The sequence below is a fragment of the Stenotrophomonas sp. YJH_SMC_29 genome, from assembly GCF_059371235.1.
The window spans coordinates 137,135-155,663 of the sequence record NZ_JCAFUK010000005.1; the positions used below are offsets into that span (position 1 = coordinate 137,135).

Below are 18,529 nucleotides of genomic sequence, written 5' to 3' on the forward strand. Positions count from 1 at the left end.
CGGGGTCGGAGCCCTTTCCGATGGAAAGGGATCCGGCCCCAGGCACCGCGCAAAGAAAACGCCCGCTTTCGCGGGCGTTTTTCTTACTTCTTTTCCTCGGCCGCGGCCGGCTTGAACTCGGTGCGGCAGTCCACGCGGATCTGCTCGCCGGTGCTGCGCCAGACGAAGGTGCGGCAATGGCGGTTGCCCTCCTGGCTGTCGTTCACTGCAACGGCATAGAACGACTCGATGATCTCGTCGCGCGAGACCGTGCCATCGCCATTCCAGTCCATGTCCTTCTGCTCGATGCCCTGGGTGATGGCGATGTTGGCGTACCAGGCGTAGCCCAGCCACGCCAGCACGATCAGGACCAGGGCCAGCAGCGCCTTGCGGCGCGGGCTGAACTTGCCACGCAGGATCATGGCACGCGCCGGATGGTGGCGCCGAGCGAAGACAGCTTCTCTTCGATGTTCTCGTAGCCACGGTCAAGGTGGTAGATGCGGTCGATGGTGGTCTCGCCGCGGGCCATCAGCCCGGCCAGGATCAGCGACGCCGAGGCACGCAGGTCGGTGGCCATCACCGGCGCACCGCTGAGGTGATCGCTGCCGCGCACGATGGCGGTATGGCCTTCGACCTGGATGTCCGCGCCCAGGCGCAGCAGTTCGTTGACGTGCATGAAACGGTTCTCGAAGATCGTTTCATTGATCACGCCAACGCCGTCGGCCACGCAGTTGAGCGCCATGAACTGCGCCTGCATGTCGGTCGGGAAGGCCGGGTACGGCGCGGTGGTCAGGTTGACCGCCTTCGGCCGCTTGCCCTGCATGTCCAGGGTGATGGTGTCGTCGGTGGTCTCGATCTTCGCACCGGCCTCGACCAGCTTGGACAGCACCGCGTCCATGGTGTTCGGGCGCGCACGGTTGACCGTGACCTTGCCACCGGTCATCGCTGCGGCCACCAGGAAGGTGCCGGTCTCGATGCGATCGGGCAGCACTTCGTGGCGGCCACCGGACAGGCGCTCGACGCCTTCGATGACCAGGCGCGCGGTGCCCAGGCCTTCGATCTTTGCGCCCAGCGCGATCAGGCAATGCGCCAGATCGGTCACTTCCGGTTCCATCGCGCAGTTGTCGAGGATGGTGGTGCCTTCGGCCAGCACCGCGCCCATCAGCACGTTCTCGGTGCCGGTCACGCTGACCATGTCGAAGGTGAAATGGCCCCCCTTCAGGCGCTTGGCCGTGGCCTTGATGAAGCCGTTCTCGACCACGATCTCGGCGCCCAGCGCCTGCAGGCCCTTGATGTGCTGGTCGACCGGGCGCGAACCGATCGCGCAGCCGCCGGGCAGCGACACTTCGGCCGCGCCGAAGCGGGCCAGCAGCGGGCCCAGCACCAGGATCGAGGCGCGCATGGTCTTGACCAGTTCGTACGGCGCGACGTGCTGGTTGACCGGCCGCGGATCGACCACGATCGCGCTGCCGCGCGACAGCGTGCCCTGGTCGATGGTGACCTTGGCGCCCAGTTCGCCCAGCAGCTTCACCGTGGTGACCACGTCGTGCAGGTGCGGCACGTTGGTGATCTCCACCGGCTCATCGGCCAGCAGGGTCGCGCAGAGAATGGGGAGGACGGCGTTCTTGGCGCCGGAGATGCTCACTTCACCGTGCAGCGCAGCGCCGCCGGTCACAACGATCTTGGCCATGTATTGGGGATCTTCTGCGGTTCAGCCGGCTTCGGCCGGGGTCACGGTTTTCAGCGCCAGCGCGTGGATCGCGCCGCCCATCAGGTCGCCGAGGGTGGCATAGACCATCCGGTGGCGGGCCAGCGGCATCTTGCCGGCAAAGGCCTCGCAGACCACGGTCGCTTCGAAATGCACGCCATCGTCGCCACGCACGTCGGCGCGGGCGCCGGGCAGGCCGGTTTCGATCAGGTTGCGGATGGTGTCGGCGTCCAACGGGCTTTCCTAATAAAATGAGCGCTCATTCTACTTCCGCTGCGTGGCGTCCGCATGGCCGAGTCCCTCCTGCCCCCCCGTTCCGTCGATCCGGCCAGCCTGGTCGCCAGTGGCCGCCGCGTCTTCGAGATCGAACAGCAGGCCCTCGACGCGGTCGCCACCCGCCTCGGCGAGGCCTTCCAGCAGGCCTGCCAGGCGATCCTGGCCAGTCGCGGCCGGGTGGTTGCCACCGGCATGGGCAAGTCCGGGCACATCGCCCGCAAGATCGCCGCCACCCTGGCCTCCACCGGCACACCGGCGTTCTACGTGCACCCCGGTGAAGCCGGCCACGGCGACCTGGGCATGATCACCGAGGACGACGTGGTGCTGGCACTGTCCTACTCGGGTGAGTCGGACGAGCTGCTGATGCTGCTGCCGGTGCTCAAGCGCCAGGGCAACCTGCTGATTTCCATGACCGGCCGCCCGCAGTCCAGCCTGGCCACCGCCGCCGACATCCACCTGGACGTGAGCGTGCCGGCCGAGGCCTGCCCGCTGGCCCTGGCGCCGACCTCCAGCACCACCGCTTCGCTGGCGATGGGCGATGCGCTGGCCGTGGCCCTGCTCGATGCACGCGGCTTCACCGCCGACGACTTCGCCCGCTCGCACCCGGCCGGCAGCCTCGGCCGCCGCCTGCTGCTGCACATCACCGACGTCATGCACACCGGTGAGGACCTGCCCAGCGTGGGTGCCGACGCCAGCCTCAGCGAGGCGCTGGTCGAAATGAGCCGCAAACGGCTGGGCATGACCGCCGTGGTCGATGCCGACGGTGTGCTGATCGGCCTGTTCACCGACGGTGACCTGCGCCGGGCGCTGGACAGCGCGCTGGACGTGCGGACCGCGAAGATCGCCGATGTGATGACCCGCAACCCCCGCACCATCGGCGCCGACCAGCTGGCCGTGGAGGCCGCCCGGCAGATGGAAACCCAGAAAATCAATGGCCTGATCGTGGTCGATGGCCAGGGCCGCGCGGTCGGCGCCCTGAACATTCATGACCTGTTGCGGGCCCGGGTGGTTTAACCGACAGTCCGTAGACCCCATTCAGTCTGTAACGCCCCACCCGAATCCACCGAGCCCGCCCCCCTGATGCCCTGGTCCCCCCTGCCCGCCTTCCCCGCCCACCTGCATGCCGCCGCGGCCCGCATCCGCCTGGCCTGCTTCGACGTGGACGGTACCCTCACCGACGGTCGGCTGTACTACGACAAGGACGGCAACGAGAGCAAGGCGTACTTCGTGCAGGATGGCCTGGGCCTGAAACTGCTGCAGCAGCACGGTATCCACCCCGTGCTGATCACCGCGCGCAACAGCCAGTCCGCGCTCAAGCGCGGCGCCGACCTCGGCATCGACACCCAGATCGCCGTGGGCGACAAGCTGGCCAGCGTGCAGGCGCTGTGTGCGCAGCATGGCATCGGCCTGGAGCAGGTGGCCTTCATGGGCGACGACCTGCCGGACCTGGCGCCGCTGGGCGCGGTCGGCCTGGCAGTGGCCCCGGCCAATGCCCACCCGTGGATCGCCGAGCGCGTCCACTGGCAGACGCGCGCCGATGGCGGCCGTGGCGCGGCACGTGAGCTGTGCGACATCCTGCTGGCTGCCCAGGGCCATGTGGACGCGGTGCTGGCGAGGTTCGGCGCATGAACCTGCCGACCCTGAACTGGCGCACCGTGCTTGGCATCGGCCTGCTGCTGGCCGCGCTGCTCAGCAGCTGGGCGGCCCTGCGCAACCGCGACAAGGGCGCGGCCGCGGCCGGCCAGGACGTCGGCGTGGACTACATCCTGCACGACTTCCAGATCGTCGCGCTGGATGAGCAGGGCAAGGAATCGACCACCCTGCGCGCGCCGTTGCTGGAACGCCAGCGTGGCGACCAGACCATCAACATCGCCACGCCGCTGTTCGAGATGCCGGACAAGGACGGCAAGCACTGGACCCTGCGCGCCGAGACCGGCTGGCTCAGCGCCAAGGGCGACCAGATGAAGCTGCGCGGCAATGTCGCCGGCGACAGCCCGGCCGGTCCGGGCGTGGTGCCGACCACCTTCCGCACCGACCACCTGGATGTCTTCCCTAAGGAGAATCGTGCCCGCACCGACGCGCGGGTGGTCATGACCCGCCCCGGCATGGAACAGTCCGGCGTCGGCTTCGAGGTGGATTCGAAGAACAACACGTATCATTTCCTCAGCCAGTCCAAGGGCCGTTACACGCCCCGACGCTGATTCCGCCGCCCTCCTGCGACGTCCCCGGACCGGCGCAAGGAAGGCAGCTCCCCCACCCGCCCCCGGGTTTCCGGGCGGCCCCACCGGTAGAACGGACCCCGATGAAGATTCCCTTTGCAGCCGTACTCGCGCTCGGTCTCCTTGTTCCCAGCGCAGCCTTTGCCAAGTCCACCGACCGCAACGAGAACATGAACATCGACGCCGGCGCCCAGTCGGGCGTGCTGACCGGCGACGGCAAGACCGTGCTGTCGCAGGGGGTGACCGTCACCCAGGGCACGCTGGACCTCCGCTCGTCCGAAGCCGAGATCTACCTGAAGGATGGCGAAGCCGTGCGTGCGGTGTTCACCGGCAAGCAGGCCACGATGAAGCAGCAGCTCGACGATGGCACCTGGATGGACGCGGTGGCCGATCGCATCGACTACGACATCAAGACCGAGATCATCACCCTGACCGGCAACTACAAGGTCACCAGCGCGCGCGGCACCAATGCCGGCCAGCGCATGGTCTACAACACCCGCAGCGGCGAGATGAACTCCGGTGGCGATGGCAGCCGCGTGCGCACGGTCATTCCGCCGAAGAACAAGAACGCGGCTGCACAGCCGGCCGCTGCGCCCAAGGCGGCGGCTCCGGCCAGCACGCCGGCCAAGCCGACCGGGAGCAAGAAGTAATGCTCGTCGCCAAGGGCCTGCGCAAGCGCTACAAGCAGCGCGAAGTCGTCAAGGACTTCGGGCTGACCCTCGACGCCGGCGAAGTGGTCGGCCTGCTCGGCCCCAACGGCGCCGGCAAGACCACCTGCTTCTACATGATCGTCGGCCTGGTCGCCGCCGATGCAGGCAGCATCGTGCTCGACGGCAAGGACATCACCGGCGACCCGATGTATACCCGTGCCAAGCAGGGCGTGGGCTACCTGCCGCAGGAACCCTCGGTGTTCCGCAAGCTGACCGTGGCCGACAACCTGCGGCTGGTGCTGGAGCTGCGCGAAGACCTGGATTCGGCCGGCCGCGAACGCGAATTGAACAGCCTGCTCGACGAACTGCAGCTGGGCCATGTGGCCGACCAGCTCGGTGCCAGCCTGTCCGGTGGCGAACGCCGCCGCTGCGAGATCGCCCGCGCCCTGGCCGCGCAGCCGCGCCTGATCCTGCTCGACGAACCGTTCGCCGGTGTCGACCCGATCTCGGTGGGCGAAATCCAGCGCATCGTCACCCATCTGAAGCAGCGCGGCATCGGCGTGTTGATCACCGACCACAATGTGCGCGAGACCTTGGGAATCTGCGACCGCGCGTATATCCTCGCCGAGGGCACCGTGCTGGCCCAGGGCTCGCCGGAGGCGATCCTGGACAACGCCGACGTACGTCGCGTCTACCTTGGGGATTCCTTCAAGTTGTGACCGCAGGCGCCGGGGCCCTTACCTTCCGTTCGGCACAGGCATGAAGACTCGGCTGCAGACATCGTTGGGACAGCAGCTGGTGCTCACGCCCCAGCTGCAGCAGGCCATCAAGCTGCTGCAGATGTCCACGACCGAACTGGAGCTTGAGATCGCCCAGGCGGTGGAGAGCAATCCGCTGCTGGACTGGGCCGACAGCAACGACAGCAGCACCGCCGATGACGGCGGCGGCAGCACTGGGGCCGACGCGCCCGCCGAACGCACCGACACCGGCGACGACTGGGCGCCGGCCGAGCTCGACTGGAGCGCGGCCGGCAGTGGCGGCAGCTTCGACGATGACGATGACACCGGCAGCGCGGCCGAGCGCGTGGCCGAAACCGAGACGCTGGCCGACCACCTGCTGTGGCAGCTGCACCTGTCGCATCTGTCCGCCCGCGACCGCAGTATCGGTGCGGCCTTGATCGATGCACTGGACGACGATGGTTACCTGCGCGAACCGTTGGCCGCGATCGCGGAAACGCTGTTGCCAACGATCCATGCCGACGAGGACGAGATCCAGGCGGTGCTGCACCGCATCCAGCGCTTCGACCCGGTCGGTGTTGCCGCGCGCACGCTCGGCGAGTGCCTGCAGCTGCAGCTGGACGTGGTGCCTGGCGACACGCCGGGGCTGGCGCTGGCGCGACAGATTGCCGCAGGCCCGCTGGAACGGCTGCCACGCAGTGGCGTCGCCGGGCTGGCCCATGAACTGAAACAGCCGCTGGACGAGGTCGAGACCGCAGTGACCCTGCTGCGCTCGCTGGACCCGCGCCCGGGCACGCAGGTTGCGCCGCTTTCGCAGGATACCTACGTGGTACCCGACGTGGTGGTGTGGCGGCAGAACGGCATCTGGCGTGCGGCGCTGGCCGGCCATGCCGGACCGAGGGTAGTGATCCATCGTGGCTACGAACAGCTGATCCGACGTTGTGGCGAGGCCGACGCCGGTTACCTGCGCGCCCAGCTGCAGGAAGCGCGCTGGCTGCTGAAGGGACTGCAGCAGCGCGGCGAAACCCTGCTGCGCGTCGTGCGCAGCCTGATCCTGCAACAGGCCGGGTTCCTCGAATTCGGCGAGCAGGCACTGCGTCCGCTGACCCTGCGCGAGATCGCCGCCGAACTGGGCCTGCACGAATCCACCGTGTCGCGTGCGATCGCCCGCAAGTACGTGCGCACCCCGCGCGGCACCCTGCCACTGCGCGCCTTCTTCGCCTCCGGCATCGATACCGAAGGCGGCGGCGAGGCGTCCAGTACCGCCATCCAGGCGATGATCCGGCGCCTGATCGACGATGAGAACCCGCGCAAGCCGCTTTCTGACGCCAAGCTGGCTGAGCTGCTCAAATCGTCGGGAATTCCAGTAGCGCGGCGCACCGTGGCGAAGTATCGTGAAGCCATGAACATCTCCGCCTCGCACGAAAGGGTCAGAATCGCTTGACGCGCCGCCGCGCCCGGCGGAGAGGTTCATTGGCACATCCGAACACAGGAGAAACCCGATGCGCATCGAAACGTTTGGCAAAGACGTCGAAGTCACCCCGGCCCTGCAGTCCTATGTAGAGGAGAAGCTGGCCCGGATCGGAAAGCACTTCGACCAGCACTGCGAAGCGCGGGTGACCCTCAAGCTGCAGAAGACCGAACACCACGTCGACGCCAGCCTCAACATCCCCGGGCAGACCCTGCACGCCGAGGCCGGTGGCCAGACCATGTATGCCGCGATCGACCTGCTTGCGGACAAGCTTGACCGCCTGGTCATCAAGCACAAGGAGAAAAAACAGCAGCACGCACCGCTGCCGGTGGGCGACAATGGTGGCTGATCGCCACCGTTCCCCGCAGACATGCCCCTGACTGACCTCCTGGCGGCCGTGCAGACCCAGCTCTGCACGGCCTCCGACCGTGACAGCGTCCTGCAGGCCGCCGCCGGGTTGCTGGCCTGCCGCCAGGCCAATGCCGAACAGATCTATCTGAACCTGTGCCAGCGCGAAGCCCTGGGCAGCACCGCGATCGGCCACGGCATCGCCATCCCCCATGGCCGCGCGCCGGCCCTGGACCGCCCCCGTGGCGCCCTGCTGCGCCTGGCGGCCCCGGTCGACTTCGGCGGCGACGAGCCGGTGGACCTGGTGTTTGCGATGGCCGTCCCGGCCCACTACACCCACCAGCACCTGATGCTGCTGTCCGAGCTGGCCGAGCTGTTCTCCGTGCCCGACATCCGCCAGGCCCTGCGTGAAGCGGGCGATGCCCGCGCGCTGCGCGAGGCGCTGGACATGACCCCTCCTGCGAGTGCCGCATGAATACCAGCATCACCGCCCGTGAACTGTTCGAACAGCAGCGCGAGCGGCTGGGACTGCGCTGGGCCGCCGGCAAATCCGGTGAGAAGCGCGAGCTGGAGGCCGGCAACACGGTCTCGCGGCGCCCTTCGCTGGCCGGCTACCTCAACGCCATCTATCCCAACAAGGTGCAGATCCTGGGCACCGAGGAACTGTCCTGGCTGGACGCGCTGGAACCAAGGCAGCGGTGGGAGACCATCGAGAAGATCATGCAGTCGCATCCGCTGGCGCTGGTGCTGACCCGCAACCAGGCGTGCCCGGAAGACCTGCGTGCCGCCGCCGATGAATCCGGCACGCCGCTGTGGCTGTCGCCCAAGCGCGGCCACGAACTGCTCAACCATCTGTCCTACCACTTGGCGCGCACGCTGGCACCCCGCGTGATCCTGCATGGCGTGTTCATGGAGATCTACTCGATCGGCGTGCTGATCACCGGCGAGGCCGGGTCGGGCAAGAGCGAGCTGGCACTGGAACTGCTCAGCCGCGGGCACCGCCTGGTCGCCGACGATGCCCCCGAGTTCACCCAGATCGCCCCGGACGTGCTCGACGGCACCTGCCCCGAGCTGCTGCAGGACCTGCTGGAAGTGCGCGGCCTGGGCGTGCTGAACGTGCGCGAGATGTTCGGCGACACGGCTGTAAAGAAGAACAAGTACCTTCGGCTGATCGTCCACCTGACCAAGCCGATGACCGAACCCACCCCGCATGGCTACGAGCGCCTGACCGGCGACTCGGGTACCCGCCATGTGCTGGACCTGGATGTCCCGCTGATCACCCTGCCGGTGATGCCCGGCCGCAACCTGGCCGTGCTGACCGAGGCCGCGACCCGCCTGCATATCCTGCGCACCAAGGGCATTGATCCGGCGGCGATGTTCATCGCCCGCCACAGCAACCTGCTGGAACGGCGCACCCCCTGATTCCCCTGCCCCGCGAAGAGCCTGTCCATGAGCACCGCACCCCCTACCGCCCCGACCCTGATCATCGTCAGTGGCCTGTCCGGCTCGGGTAAATCCGTCGCCCTGAAGACCTTCGAAGACCAGGACTACTACTGCTCGGACAACCTGCCCATCCAACTGCTGCCGGACTTCGTGCGCAGCCTGCTGGCCAACCATGACGGCAGCGCGCCGCGCCGGCTGGCGGTAGGCATCGACATCCGCGGCCAGGCCGACCTGAGCCAACTGGGCAACTGGCGGCAGCTGGCCACCGATGCCGGCGTGGAAGTGAAGGTGCTGTTCTTCGAAGCCAGTGACGAGGCGGTGCTCAAGCGCTACGCCGACACCCGTCGCCGCCATCCACTGAGCCAGCTGCGGCTGTCATTGCCCGAGGCCATCGCCCGCGAACGCGAACTGACCGCGCCGCTGCGCCGTGAGGCCGATGCGGTGATCGATACCAGCCACCTCAACGTGCACCAGCTGCGGCGGCGGATCATCACCGAGTTCGCGATGGGCCATGCCACCGGCCTGTCGCTGCTGTTCGAATCGTTCGCCTACAAGCGCGGCGTACCGGCCGAGGCGGACTTCGTGTTCGACGCGCGTGTGCTGCCCAATCCGCACTGGGACCCGGACCTGCGCGCGCTCAGCGGCCGTGAGCCCGGCGTGCGCGACTACCTGGAGGCACAGCCGGACGTGCAGCGCTACCTGGCCCAGCTGATGGATTTCCTGGATACCTGGCTGCCGAAACTGGGCGATGGCACGCGCAGCTACGTGACCGTGGCGTTCGGCTGCACCGGCGGCAAGCATCGCTCGGTGTACCTGGCCGAGCGCATGGCCCGGCATGCGCGCGAGAAGGGCTGGGAAGACGTGGCCACGTACCACCGCGAACAGGATTGAGGGGGGTCGGCCGGGCTGCGCCCGGCACCCGCCGGTAGTGCCGGCCGCTGGCCGGCAACAGCAACAGCAAAAGCGGCAGTCCGTGGGATGGCGGGGCGGTGTGGGCAGGCAGGACACGCCGTGAACCCCTCCCTGGGGGCTCGATGGCGCCATCCATGGCGCCAACGGTCCTGCCTGCCCACACCGCCCCGCCTCTGACAGATTCCGTATGCTGTTGGTGGGTGTCGACCTTGGTCGACACGTGGATCCACGCCATGCGTGGATGAATCGCTTTCAGGCCTCGAAAAACGGATGGCGTCGGATCTCCTTTTCAGCGAAAAAGGGCTCGCCAGCGAGCAACACTGAATACGGGACACAGTACCCCTCGCCTGCTGCTATCGCCAATTCACCTTGACCTGTTAACGTGCGGTAATGACCTGTGGCATTCTCCTCGTAACACATCCCGGGGTCGGGACCGCCCTGCTAGACGTGGCGACCCGGCTGCTGCGGCAATTGCCGCTGAAAACCGAAGCTTTCGAAGTACCGTTCGACGCAGACCTGGACGCCCTGCTGCCACTTGCCTCGGCCGCCCTGCGGCGGGTCGACGGCGGTGAAGGCGTGCTGATCCTGACCGACCTGTACGGCGCCAGCCCCGCCAACCTTGCCGGGCAGCTGGCCCGGCTGGGGACCCCGGTTCGCCGGGTGTCGGCGCTGAGCCTGCCGATGTTGCTGCGGGTGATGAATTATCCGGAACAGGGACTGGATCAACTGCCCGCCACAGCCGCGGCGGGTACCCGTAATGGAGCGATAGTCGACGATGCTTGAACGAGAACTCACCGTCAGCAACCGCCTGGGCCTGCATGCCCGGGCCACCGCCAAGCTGGTGCAGACCCTGGCACCGTTCCGCTGCAACGTGACCATGGCCGCCAAGGGCCGTGAGATCAACGCCAAGAGCATCATGGGCCTGATGCTGCTGGCCGCGGGCCAAGGCACTCCGGTCACGGTCCGCATCAACGGCGAGGACGAAGCCGCCGCGATGGAGGCGGTGGTCGGCCTGTTCGAACGCCGCTTCGACGAGGACAGCTGAGCGTGCCACGCGCACGCGCCGGCCAGCTTCCCCCGGGCCAGCGGCCGGTACAACGGCTGGCCGGGCACGGCGCCGCCCGTGGCACGGCGATGGGCCGGGCCCGGGTGCGCCTGCCGCATGCGCTGGAAGTGGCCGAACAACGTGTCGCCCCCCACCAGGTCGAGGCCGAGCTGGCGCGCCTGCACCATGCCGTGGATGCCGCGCGCATGGAAATGCACGAGCTGCGGCAGCGCCTGCATGGCGCACTGAACCAGGAAGTGGGCGAGTTCCTGGACCTGCACGCGCTGCTGCTGGACGACCCGGAGCTGCTGTATGGCCTGGACGAACTGATCCGCAGCGGCCCGTACAGTGCCGGTTACGCCCTGCGCCTGCAGCGCGACCGCCTGGCCAAGGTCTTCGATGGCATGGACGATGCCTACCTGAAGAGCCGCATGGACGACCTGGACCATGTGATCGGCCGTATCCATGCCTTCCTGCAACCCGAACGCGCGCCGGCAATGAAGGGCCTGGCCGGCGAGATCCTGGTCTGCGACAACATCGCTCCGTCCGAGCTGGCGCAGCTGCAGGCGCAGGGCGTGGTCGGCATCGTCACCGCCGCCGGCAGCGCGCTGTCGCACAGCGCGATCCTGGCACGCAGCCTGCACCTGCCGCTGATCGTCAACGTGCCGCAGCTGCTGAGCCGCATCGCCGACGGCGACGTGCTGATCATCGACGGCGCCGACGGCAGCATCACCGCCAACCCGTTGGCGGACAACCTGCGTGACTACCGCACGCGCCTGAAGGAGCACGCACGCGAGCAGCGCGAGCTCGGCCGCCTGCGCAGCAAGCCCAGCCGCACCCGCGACCAGGTCGACATCGCCCTGCTGGCCAATGCCGAGTCGCTGGAAGACGTCACCCAGGCGCATGCGCTGGGTGCGCAGGGGCTGGGCCTGTACCGCACCGAATTCCTGTTCCTGCAGCGCAACGAGCTGCCGGACGAAGAAGAACAGTTCCAGACCTACCGGGATGCCGCGCTGGGCATGAGCGGCCGGCCCGTCACCATCCGCACGCTCGACCTGGGTGCGGACAAGGCCGATCGCACCGGCCTGACCCTGAGCAACGAAGAGAATCCGGCGCTGGGCCTGCGCGGCGTGCGCCTGTCGCTGGCACGACCCAAAGTGGCCGACACCCAGCTGCGCGCGATCCTGCGCGCCTCCGCCTACGGCAAGCTGCGCGTGCTGGTGCCGATGATCAGCACCCGCGAGGAACTGCTGGCGGTGCGCCGGCGCATGCTCAAGCTGAGCGAACAGCTGCGCGCCGAAGGCCACATGGTGGCCGAACACGTGCCGCTGGGCGCGATGATCGAAGTGCCGGCGGCTGCACTGGCGCTGGAGAGCTTCATCGATCTGGTCGACTTCCTGTCGATCGGCACCAACGACCTGGTGCAGTACCTGCTGGCCGCCGACCGCAACAACGAGGCGCTGGGCGAGTTGTACTCACCGCTGCATCCCGCCGTGCTGCGGCTGCTGCAGATGGTGATCGAGACCGGCGCACGCCACCGTATTCCGGTCGCGGTCTGCGGCGAAATGGCCGGCGATGCGCGGATGACGCCGCTGCTGCTGGCACTGGGCCTGAGCGAGTTCAGCCTGCACCCCGGCACCCTGCTGGAAGTGCGCCGCGCGATCCGCGACGCTGACCTGGGCGCACTGCGCGCCCGCGCACCGAAACTGCTGGCCGCGCGTGACCGCCGTGCCATCGAACGCTGGCTGGCGCTGGTGGCCGATACGCCCTGATACCACCCGCTCGCCGGGCATGCATGCCTGGGGTCAGATCCCTTTTCCGCGGGAGAAGGGTCTGATCCCGTCCCGTTGAACGCCAGGAGGTAGCCGGCCAGCGGACGGCACTACCGCCACCCGGCGGCTATGCGCTGAAACATCCCCTTGCGATAATGACGCGCTGAACACCCCTGTTGCCGCATCCTTGCCGGGATCGCGGCTTTTCTTATCCCGCGGGAGCTGCGATGGCTGAAGCCGTACGCCACGACAAGACTGCGCGCCAACTGCGGATGTTGTCCGATGCACTGGACAGCGGCCGGCTGGGCCCGGTGCGTCGGCTGGTCAATACCCTGGCCCCGGCCGAGATCGGCAACCTGCTTGAATCGCTGCCGCCGGGCAAGCGCGAAGTGGTGTGGGGCCTGGTGGATCCGGACGATGACGGCGAGGTGCTGGTCCACGTCGGCGACGACGTGCGCGAAAGCCTGCTCGCGGACATGGACCCGGACGAAATCATCGCCGCGGTCGAAGACCTGGACATCGACGATCTGGCCGACCTGGTCGAAGACCTGCCGGATACGGTCATCGACGAAGTCCTCAAGTCGATGGACCGCGAGAACCGCGAGCGCCTGGAACAGGTGCTGTCCTATCCCGAGGACAGCGCCGGCCGCCTGATGAACCCGGACGTGGTGACCGTGCGCGCCGACGTCAACGTCGACGTGGTGCTGCGCTACCTGCGCCTGCGCGGCGAACTGCCCGACCACACCGACCACCTGTTCGTGGTCAGCCGGCGCCATCAATACCTCGGCCGGGTGTCGCTGGCGGCCCTGGTGACCCACGAGGACACCACCCCGATCAACCGCCTGATCGATGACGAGCAGCCGGCCATCGACGTCGGCGAGAGCGACCAGGAGGTCGCCCGCCAGTTTTCCGACCACGACTGGATTTCCGCCCCGGTGGTGGATGAGAACAACATCCTGGTCGGTCGCATCACCATCGATGACGTGGTCGACATCATCCGTGGCCAGGCCGAGCATCAGGCGCTGGGCGCCGCCGGCCTGGACGAGGACGAGGACATGTTCAGTCCGGTCTGGCGCGCGATGCGCCGCCGCCTGATGTGGCTGTCGGTGAACCTGTGCACGGCCTTCCTGGCCTCCAGCGTGGTCGGCCACTTCGAAGGCACGATCGACAAGCTGGTGGCGCTGGCCGTGCTGATGCCGATCGTGGCGGGCCTGGGTGGCAATGCCGGCACCCAGGTGCTGGCGCTGATGGTGCGCGGCCTGGCGCTGGGCCAGGTGGGCGCCTCCAACGCGCGCACGCTGCTGTGGAAGGAAGTGCGGGTGGCCGCGCTCAATGGCCTGCTGCTGGGCTCGATCCTGGGCATGATCGTGCTGGTCTGGTTCCACTCGCCCGGGCTGTCGGCGGTGATCGCCATCGCGCTGACCTGCAACCTGCTGTTCGCCGCACTGGCCGGCGTGCTGGTGCCGCTGACCCTGAAACGCTTTGGCTTCGACCCGGCACTGGCCAGTGGCATCTTCCTGACCGCCGTGACCGACTCGATGGGCTTCTTCACCTTCCTCGGCCTGGCCACGCTGGTGCTGCTGCACTGATCCCTGCCGGGCCGGATCCCCGCAACGCGGAGCTCCGACCCACGCCAAAACCCGGGGTCGGATCTCCGCTGCGCGGGGCTCTGACCCGATTCCAACTGGACCCCCATGGCCACCACGATCGAAAACTATTTCCAGCCCGGCTGGCGCGACCAGCAGCACACCTGCCCGGCCTGCGAATGGAAGGGCAGTTCGCGCGCCATGGAGATGGAATTGGACGAGGACGCGACCGAGTACGCCTGCCCGGTCTGCGAAAACCCGTTGCTGGTGGTGCTGCACCCGGACCTGGCGCAGGTGCAGGCCGCCGCCGCCGAGGGCAACGCCGAGGCACAGGAGCAGCTGGCCATCATCGCCAGCGTGCCGCGGCCGCAGTGACGCAGCGCACGATGCCACGTTGACCTGCGCGGACTACGATGCGGCTGAACCCACCGCTTCTGGAACGCCGATGGTCCGTAGGATGATGCGCTGGCTGCCGATGCTGGCGATCCTGATGATGGCGGGCTGCGCCTCGCAGCCGGACAGCGCGCGCGGCCGCTTCGAATCGCGTGCAGTGAAAGTGGATGGGCGTACCGCCTATTACCAGGTGTTCATTCCGGCAACCGCGGCGCGCACGCCTGGCGCACTGCCGGTGGTGCTGTTCCTGCATGGATCCGGCGAGCGTGGCGGCGACGGTGTCAAGCAGACCCATGCGGGGCTCGGGCCGCACCTGCGCAGGCACGCGGCCGACTTCCCCGCATTGGCCGTATTCCCGCAGGTGCCGGGCCACGAGGAATGGAGCGGGCGCAACAACCGCGTCGCGCTGGCCGCCCTGGACGCCACCATCGCCGAGTTCGGTGCCGATCCCTCACGGCAGTACCTGACCGGAATGTCGATGGGCGGCTACGGCAGCTGGAACATCGCGCTGGATGACCCCGGGCGCTTCGCCGCGATCGTGCCCGTGTGCGGCGCGGTGCTGGCGCCGCGCGCGGTGCGCCCGACCCTGTTCGTCGAACGGGTGGCCCATGAAGCCGATCCGTATGCGGCCATCGCCCAGCGCCTGAGAGGCACGCCGATCTGGATCTTCCACGGTGCGCTGGATGACGTGGTGCCGCCGGATGACGACCGCCGGCTGCACGCCGCATTCCAGAGCGCCAACGCACGCGACGTGCGCTACACCGAATATCCGGACGGCAACCACAACGCCTGGGATGCCACCTACGCCGACCCGGCGATGTGGGACTGGCTGTTCGCGCAGAAGCGCTGAACCACGACGTCCGGTGGTTGCCCACCAAGGTTGGAACCTGCTTTCGGTGGGTGCCAACCTTGGTTGGGCACTATCTGCCCGCCCTGGGGATTCGCCATCACATGCATTGCGTGCCGGAACAGCGATTCATGGGTCAGACCTTCCAGATCCAGACGCTGGTCCTGCATGGCGGTAACCGCAACGGCATCATTGGCGAACAGAGCCGCCCGGCCATGCACGTTCGTGGTGAGGATGTAGCTCTGGCCGATACTGGAATGACGGCCTGGCAGGAGACGGGTGCTGTTCATGCAGAAGAGCATGGGCGGGCGCATGTTCCCTGAACATCGGGAAATCACCTTCGCCCGGGTAGGCCAGTGCCAACCAAGGTTGGCACCCACCCCAACGGCAGTGCCAACCAAGATTGGTACCTGCCAAGGCGGGTCAGCCCAGCAGGGTTTCCAGCACGGCCATGCGCACGGCGACGCCGTTGGCGACCTGGCGCAGCACCCACGACTGCGGGCCGTCGGCCACGTCGTCGGTGACTTCCACGCCGCGGTTGATCGGGCCCGGGTGCAGCACTGCAGCGTCCTTGCCGGCGCGGGCCAGGCGCTCGCGGGTCAGGCCGTACTGGGCGTGGTACTGCTCCAGCGACGGCACCAGGCCTTCCTCCATGCGCTCGCGCTGCAGGCGCAGCATCATCAGCGCGTCGACGCCTTCGAGCATCGCGTCGAAGTCATCGCCGACCACGCAGCCCTTCAGGGTCTCGTCATCCGGCAGCAGCGACTGCGGGCCGCAGACGCGGATCTCGCCCACGCCCAGCGTACGCAGCGCATGCAGGTCGGTGCGGGCCACGCGCGAGTGCTTCACGTCGCCGACGATCACGACCTTCAACTTCGAGAAATCCGCGCCCTTGGCCTGGCGCAGGGTCAGCATGTCCAGCAGGCCCTGGGTCGGGTGCGAACTGCGGCCGTCACCGGCGTTGATCAGTGCAGTGCCCTCGCCCGCCGCCTCGGCCAGTGCGGCCACGGCGCCATCATCGGGATGGCGTACCACGAAGCCGCGTACGCCCATTGCTTCCAGGTTGCGCAGCGTGTCGCAGGCGGTTTCGCCCTTGCGGGTAGACGACGTCGACGCATCGAAGTTCAGCACGTCGGCGCCCAGGCGCTGTGCGGCCAGCTGGAACGAGCTGCGGGTGCGCGTGGACGGCTCGAAGAACAGCGTGCACACCGCCGAGCCGGCCAGCACGTGGCGCTTGTTGCCAACACGGCCGACCGCGGCATCGCGGATCTGTCCGGCCCGATCAAGCAGTTGCAGCAGGGTTTCGCGCGGCAGGCCCTCCAGGGTCAGCAGGTGGCGCAGGCGTCCGGAGGCATCGATTTGCTGGGCGGTCATGGCGGGAGTCGTGCAGTCAGGGAATGGGGGTGGCGTCGTCCGGCGACGACAGCCAGCGGTCGATGATCACCGCCGCGGCCACGGCATCGAGGGCGGCCGCATCGCGGCGGCGCTTGCGCCCTTCAGCGCGCTCGACGGCGAAGCGGCGCGCGGCCTCGACCGAGCTGGAACGCTCGTCGATCATCACCACCGGCAGCTTGAAGCGTTCCCGCAGCTGGCGGGCAAAGCCCTGCGCGCGCTTGCGGTTGGGCTGGTCCTGGCCATCCAGCGTCAGCGGATCGCCGACCACCAGGCCGTCGGGCTTCCATTCCTTGAGCAGGCGCTCGATCGCGGTCCAGTCCGGGCCGTTGCCGTGCACATCGACCACGGCCACTGCGCGCGCATGCGCGGCGAAGGCACTGCCGATGGCCACGCCGATCCGGCGCGAGCCGACATCAAATCCCAGGACCGTGCCGTCGCGGCGGATGGCCGGAGCCGGAGGCGCCGCCGCGGGCGTGGTCGGCTCAGACATGGCCGCTGTAGTCGGTCAGCCGGAACAGGTCGACGCCGATGCGCGAGGCCGCTCCCTGCCAGCGCTGTTCCAGCGGCAGCTGGAACACCAGCTCGGCATCGGCCGGTACGGTCAGCCAGCTGTTCTCGGCCAGCTCGGTTTCCAGCTGGCCTGCCCCCCAACCGGCACAGCCGAGGGTAACCACGGCGTTGGCCGGGCCTTCGCCGCGCGCCATCGCTTCGAGGATGTCGCGCGAGGTGGTCAGGTACAGCCCTTCGCCGACGATCAGGCTGGAGTCCCACGCCCTTGCATCGTCATGGATGACGAAGCCACGTTCGGGATGCACCGGGCCGCCGTTGAGCACCATGCGCGCCTGCAGCTCACCATCGCCGGTGGCGATGTCCATCTGCGCGAGCACTTCGCCCAGCGTGTACTCGGACGGCTGGTTGACCAGCACGCCCATCGCCCCGTTCTCGTCGTGCTGGCAGATCAGCGCGACACTGCGGGCAAAGGTCGCGTCGAGCAGCGACGGCAGCGCGACGAGCAGGTGATCGGCAAGGGAGGTCGGCGTTACAGGCATGGCTGACATTCTAGCGGCTGGGCGCGCCGGGCGCCTCCACCCGGCGGTCACGGCGCGCATAATGACCTCCCCCCGCGCAGGAGTTCGACGTGTCCGGTTACTGCCTCATCGCCCCGGGCCATCCGGTGCACGACGACTACCACGCCAACGAATACGGCTTTCCGCAGCGCGACGAGCGCGAGCTGTTCGAGCGGCTGGTGCTGGAAATCAACCAGGCCGGGCTCAGCTGGGAAACGATCCTGAAGAAGCGCGAGGGCTTCCGCGCGGCCTACGACGGCTTCGAGGTGGACCGCGTGGCGGCGTATGCCGAGCAGGACATCGAACGCCTGCTGTCGGACCCGGGCATCATCCGCAACCGCCTGAAGGTGCTGGCGGCGATCCACAACGCGCAGGTGATCCAGCAGCTGCGGGCCAGCCATGGCAGCTTCGCGGGGTGGCTGGACGCACATCATCCGCGCAGCAAGGCCGACTGGGTGAAGCTGTTCAAGAAGACATTCCGCTTCACCGGCGGCGAGATCACCGGCGAGTTCCTGATGAGCCTGGGCTACCTGCCCGGCGCGCACGCCGCAGATTGCCCGGTGCATGCGCGGCTGCTGACACTGTCACCGCCCTGGTTGCAGGCCACCGCGCGCTGATGGATATCCGCCGGGCATGGCCCGGCGTCATCACCCGCGGCGTTCCGGGGTTGCCGACCAGTGG

General features: G+C 68.1%; 24 protein-coding genes. 18 read left to right on the plus strand and 6 right to left on the minus strand.

Annotated elements, in window-relative coordinates:
- Positions 1 to 83: 83 nt before the first annotated feature.
- Genes AC5P9I_RS07755 through AC5P9I_RS07765 form a run of 3 tightly spaced genes read right to left on the minus strand, consistent with a single transcriptional unit; the run spans position 84 to position 1,921 of the window.
- On the minus strand, positions 84 to 401 hold the full coding sequence (locus tag AC5P9I_RS07755) for a hypothetical protein (RefSeq protein ID WP_049466099.1): 318 nt from the start codon (positions 399 to 401) through the stop codon (positions 84 to 86).
- Entirely contained in the window at positions 398 to 1,669 is a 1,272-nt protein-coding gene (murA, locus tag AC5P9I_RS07760; RefSeq protein WP_049466097.1) for a UDP-N-acetylglucosamine 1-carboxyvinyltransferase, read from the minus strand. The genes AC5P9I_RS07755 and murA overlap by 4 nt, the downstream gene beginning before the upstream one ends.
- A 21-nt stretch (positions 1,670 to 1,690) precedes the next feature.
- Positions 1,691 to 1,921 carry a BolA family protein gene (locus tag AC5P9I_RS07765; RefSeq protein WP_021202589.1) on the minus strand — a complete coding sequence of 77 codons (231 nt, stop codon included), beginning with the start codon at positions 1,919 to 1,921 and terminating at the stop codon, positions 1,691 to 1,693.
- 54 nt (positions 1,922 to 1,975) lie between these two features.
- Between AC5P9I_RS07765 and AC5P9I_RS07770 the strand changes: the two genes are divergently transcribed.
- The 17 genes from AC5P9I_RS07770 to AC5P9I_RS07850 all read left to right on the plus strand — a co-directional run bounded on the left by AC5P9I_RS07770 (position 1,976) and on the right by AC5P9I_RS07850 (position 15,709).
- Complete coding sequence (locus tag AC5P9I_RS07770) at positions 1,976 to 2,977, plus strand: KpsF/GutQ family sugar-phosphate isomerase (RefSeq protein WP_049466095.1); 1,002 nt, start codon at positions 1,976 to 1,978, stop codon at positions 2,975 to 2,977.
- A 66-nt stretch (positions 2,978 to 3,043) separates the two neighbouring features.
- Positions 3,044 to 3,592, plus strand: coding sequence for a KdsC family phosphatase (locus AC5P9I_RS07775; protein WP_049398160.1), 549 nt, complete (start codon positions 3,044 to 3,046; stop codon positions 3,590 to 3,592).
- Positions 3,589 to 4,164: an LPS export ABC transporter periplasmic protein LptC gene (gene lptC, locus AC5P9I_RS07780; protein WP_049466093.1), complete on the plus strand. Its 576-nt coding sequence runs from the start codon at positions 3,589 to 3,591 to the stop codon at positions 4,162 to 4,164. Before AC5P9I_RS07775 ends, lptC begins: the two co-directional genes overlap by 4 nt.
- 101 nt (positions 4,165 to 4,265) lie before the next feature.
- On the plus strand, positions 4,266 to 4,832 hold the full coding sequence (lptA, locus tag AC5P9I_RS07785; RefSeq protein ID WP_049466091.1) for a lipopolysaccharide transport periplasmic protein LptA: 567 nt from the start codon (positions 4,266 to 4,268) through the stop codon (positions 4,830 to 4,832).
- Positions 4,832 to 5,551 (plus strand): LPS export ABC transporter ATP-binding protein, encoded by a 720-nt coding sequence (lptB, locus tag AC5P9I_RS07790; RefSeq protein WP_049466089.1) that lies wholly within the window; start codon positions 4,832 to 4,834, stop codon positions 5,549 to 5,551. The genes lptA and lptB overlap by 1 nt, the downstream gene beginning before the upstream one ends.
- Positions 5,552 to 5,591: 40 nt before the next feature.
- Positions 5,592 to 7,013: an RNA polymerase factor sigma-54 gene (locus tag AC5P9I_RS07795; RefSeq protein WP_049466087.1), complete on the plus strand. Its 1,422-nt coding sequence runs from the start codon at positions 5,592 to 5,594 to the stop codon at positions 7,011 to 7,013.
- Between the two features lie 58 nt (positions 7,014 to 7,071).
- Positions 7,072 to 7,389 carry a ribosome hibernation-promoting factor, HPF/YfiA family gene (hpf, locus tag AC5P9I_RS07800; protein WP_005415556.1) on the plus strand — a complete coding sequence of 106 codons (318 nt, stop codon included), beginning with the start codon at positions 7,072 to 7,074 and terminating at the stop codon, positions 7,387 to 7,389.
- A gap of 21 nt (positions 7,390 to 7,410) precedes the next feature.
- Positions 7,411 to 7,863: a PTS sugar transporter subunit IIA gene (locus AC5P9I_RS07805; protein ID WP_053462355.1), complete on the plus strand. Its 453-nt coding sequence runs from the start codon at positions 7,411 to 7,413 to the stop codon at positions 7,861 to 7,863.
- The gene (gene hprK / locus AC5P9I_RS07810; RefSeq protein ID WP_005408388.1) at positions 7,860 to 8,810 is read left to right on the plus strand and encodes an HPr(Ser) kinase/phosphatase; all 951 of its coding nucleotides are present in this window, start codon (positions 7,860 to 7,862) and stop codon (positions 8,808 to 8,810) included. Before AC5P9I_RS07805 ends, hprK begins: the two co-directional genes overlap by 4 nt.
- Positions 8,811 to 8,837: 27 nt before the next feature.
- Positions 8,838 to 9,722 carry an RNase adapter RapZ gene (gene rapZ, locus AC5P9I_RS07815; RefSeq protein ID WP_176422038.1) on the plus strand — a complete coding sequence of 295 codons (885 nt, stop codon included), beginning with the start codon at positions 8,838 to 8,840 and terminating at the stop codon, positions 9,720 to 9,722.
- 411 nt (positions 9,723 to 10,133) lie between these two features.
- Positions 10,134 to 10,526, plus strand: coding sequence for a PTS sugar transporter subunit IIA (locus AC5P9I_RS07820; protein ID WP_010483657.1), 393 nt, complete (start codon positions 10,134 to 10,136; stop codon positions 10,524 to 10,526).
- A complete protein-coding gene (locus AC5P9I_RS07825; RefSeq protein WP_235644986.1) occupies positions 10,519 to 10,788 on the plus strand; it encodes an HPr family phosphocarrier protein in 270 nt (89 codons plus the stop codon). The genes AC5P9I_RS07820 and AC5P9I_RS07825 overlap by 8 nt, the downstream gene beginning before the upstream one ends.
- Positions 10,789 to 10,790: 2 nt before the next feature.
- Positions 10,791 to 12,560, plus strand: coding sequence for a phosphoenolpyruvate--protein phosphotransferase (ptsP, locus tag AC5P9I_RS07830; RefSeq protein WP_049469655.1), 1,770 nt, complete (start codon positions 10,791 to 10,793; stop codon positions 12,558 to 12,560).
- A gap of 227 nt (positions 12,561 to 12,787) precedes the next feature.
- Positions 12,788 to 14,149: a magnesium transporter gene (gene mgtE / locus AC5P9I_RS07835; protein ID WP_049469658.1), complete on the plus strand. Its 1,362-nt coding sequence runs from the start codon at positions 12,788 to 12,790 to the stop codon at positions 14,147 to 14,149.
- A 105-nt stretch (positions 14,150 to 14,254) separates the two neighbouring features.
- Positions 14,255 to 14,521, plus strand: a complete 267-nt coding sequence (locus AC5P9I_RS07840; protein ID WP_049469661.1) for a hypothetical protein — start codon at positions 14,255 to 14,257, stop codon at positions 14,519 to 14,521.
- A gap of 70 nt (positions 14,522 to 14,591) precedes the next feature.
- Positions 14,592 to 15,389 carry a carboxylesterase family protein gene (locus tag AC5P9I_RS07845; RefSeq protein WP_049469664.1) on the plus strand — a complete coding sequence of 266 codons (798 nt, stop codon included), beginning with the start codon at positions 14,592 to 14,594 and terminating at the stop codon, positions 15,387 to 15,389.
- 128 nt (positions 15,390 to 15,517) lie between these two features.
- Entirely contained in the window at positions 15,518 to 15,709 is a 192-nt protein-coding gene (locus AC5P9I_RS07850; RefSeq protein ID WP_187756783.1) for a hypothetical protein, read from the plus strand.
- A gap of 100 nt (positions 15,710 to 15,809) precedes the next feature.
- On the opposite strand, the gene AC5P9I_RS07855 is transcribed toward AC5P9I_RS07850, so the two are convergent.
- The 3 genes from AC5P9I_RS07855 to AC5P9I_RS07865 are packed head-to-tail and all read right to left on the minus strand — an operon-like array spanning position 15,810 to position 17,830.
- Positions 15,810 to 16,760, minus strand: a complete 951-nt coding sequence (locus AC5P9I_RS07855; RefSeq protein ID WP_049469670.1) for an aspartate carbamoyltransferase catalytic subunit — start codon at positions 16,758 to 16,760, stop codon at positions 15,810 to 15,812.
- 16 nt (positions 16,761 to 16,776) lie between these two features.
- The gene (gene ruvX, locus AC5P9I_RS07860) at positions 16,777 to 17,271 is read right to left on the minus strand and encodes a Holliday junction resolvase RuvX (RefSeq protein ID WP_049469673.1); all 495 of its coding nucleotides are present in this window, start codon (positions 17,269 to 17,271) and stop codon (positions 16,777 to 16,779) included.
- Positions 17,264 to 17,830 carry a YqgE/AlgH family protein gene (locus tag AC5P9I_RS07865; protein ID WP_049469678.1) on the minus strand — a complete coding sequence of 189 codons (567 nt, stop codon included), beginning with the start codon at positions 17,828 to 17,830 and terminating at the stop codon, positions 17,264 to 17,266. The genes ruvX and AC5P9I_RS07865 overlap by 8 nt, the downstream gene beginning before the upstream one ends.
- Before the next feature lie 89 nt (positions 17,831 to 17,919).
- Here AC5P9I_RS07865 and AC5P9I_RS07870 point away from each other — a divergent pair, with 89 nt between their 5' ends.
- Positions 17,920 to 18,465: a DNA-3-methyladenine glycosylase I gene (locus tag AC5P9I_RS07870; protein WP_049469681.1), complete on the plus strand. Its 546-nt coding sequence runs from the start codon at positions 17,920 to 17,922 to the stop codon at positions 18,463 to 18,465.
- Positions 18,466 to 18,529: the final 64 nt, after the last annotated feature.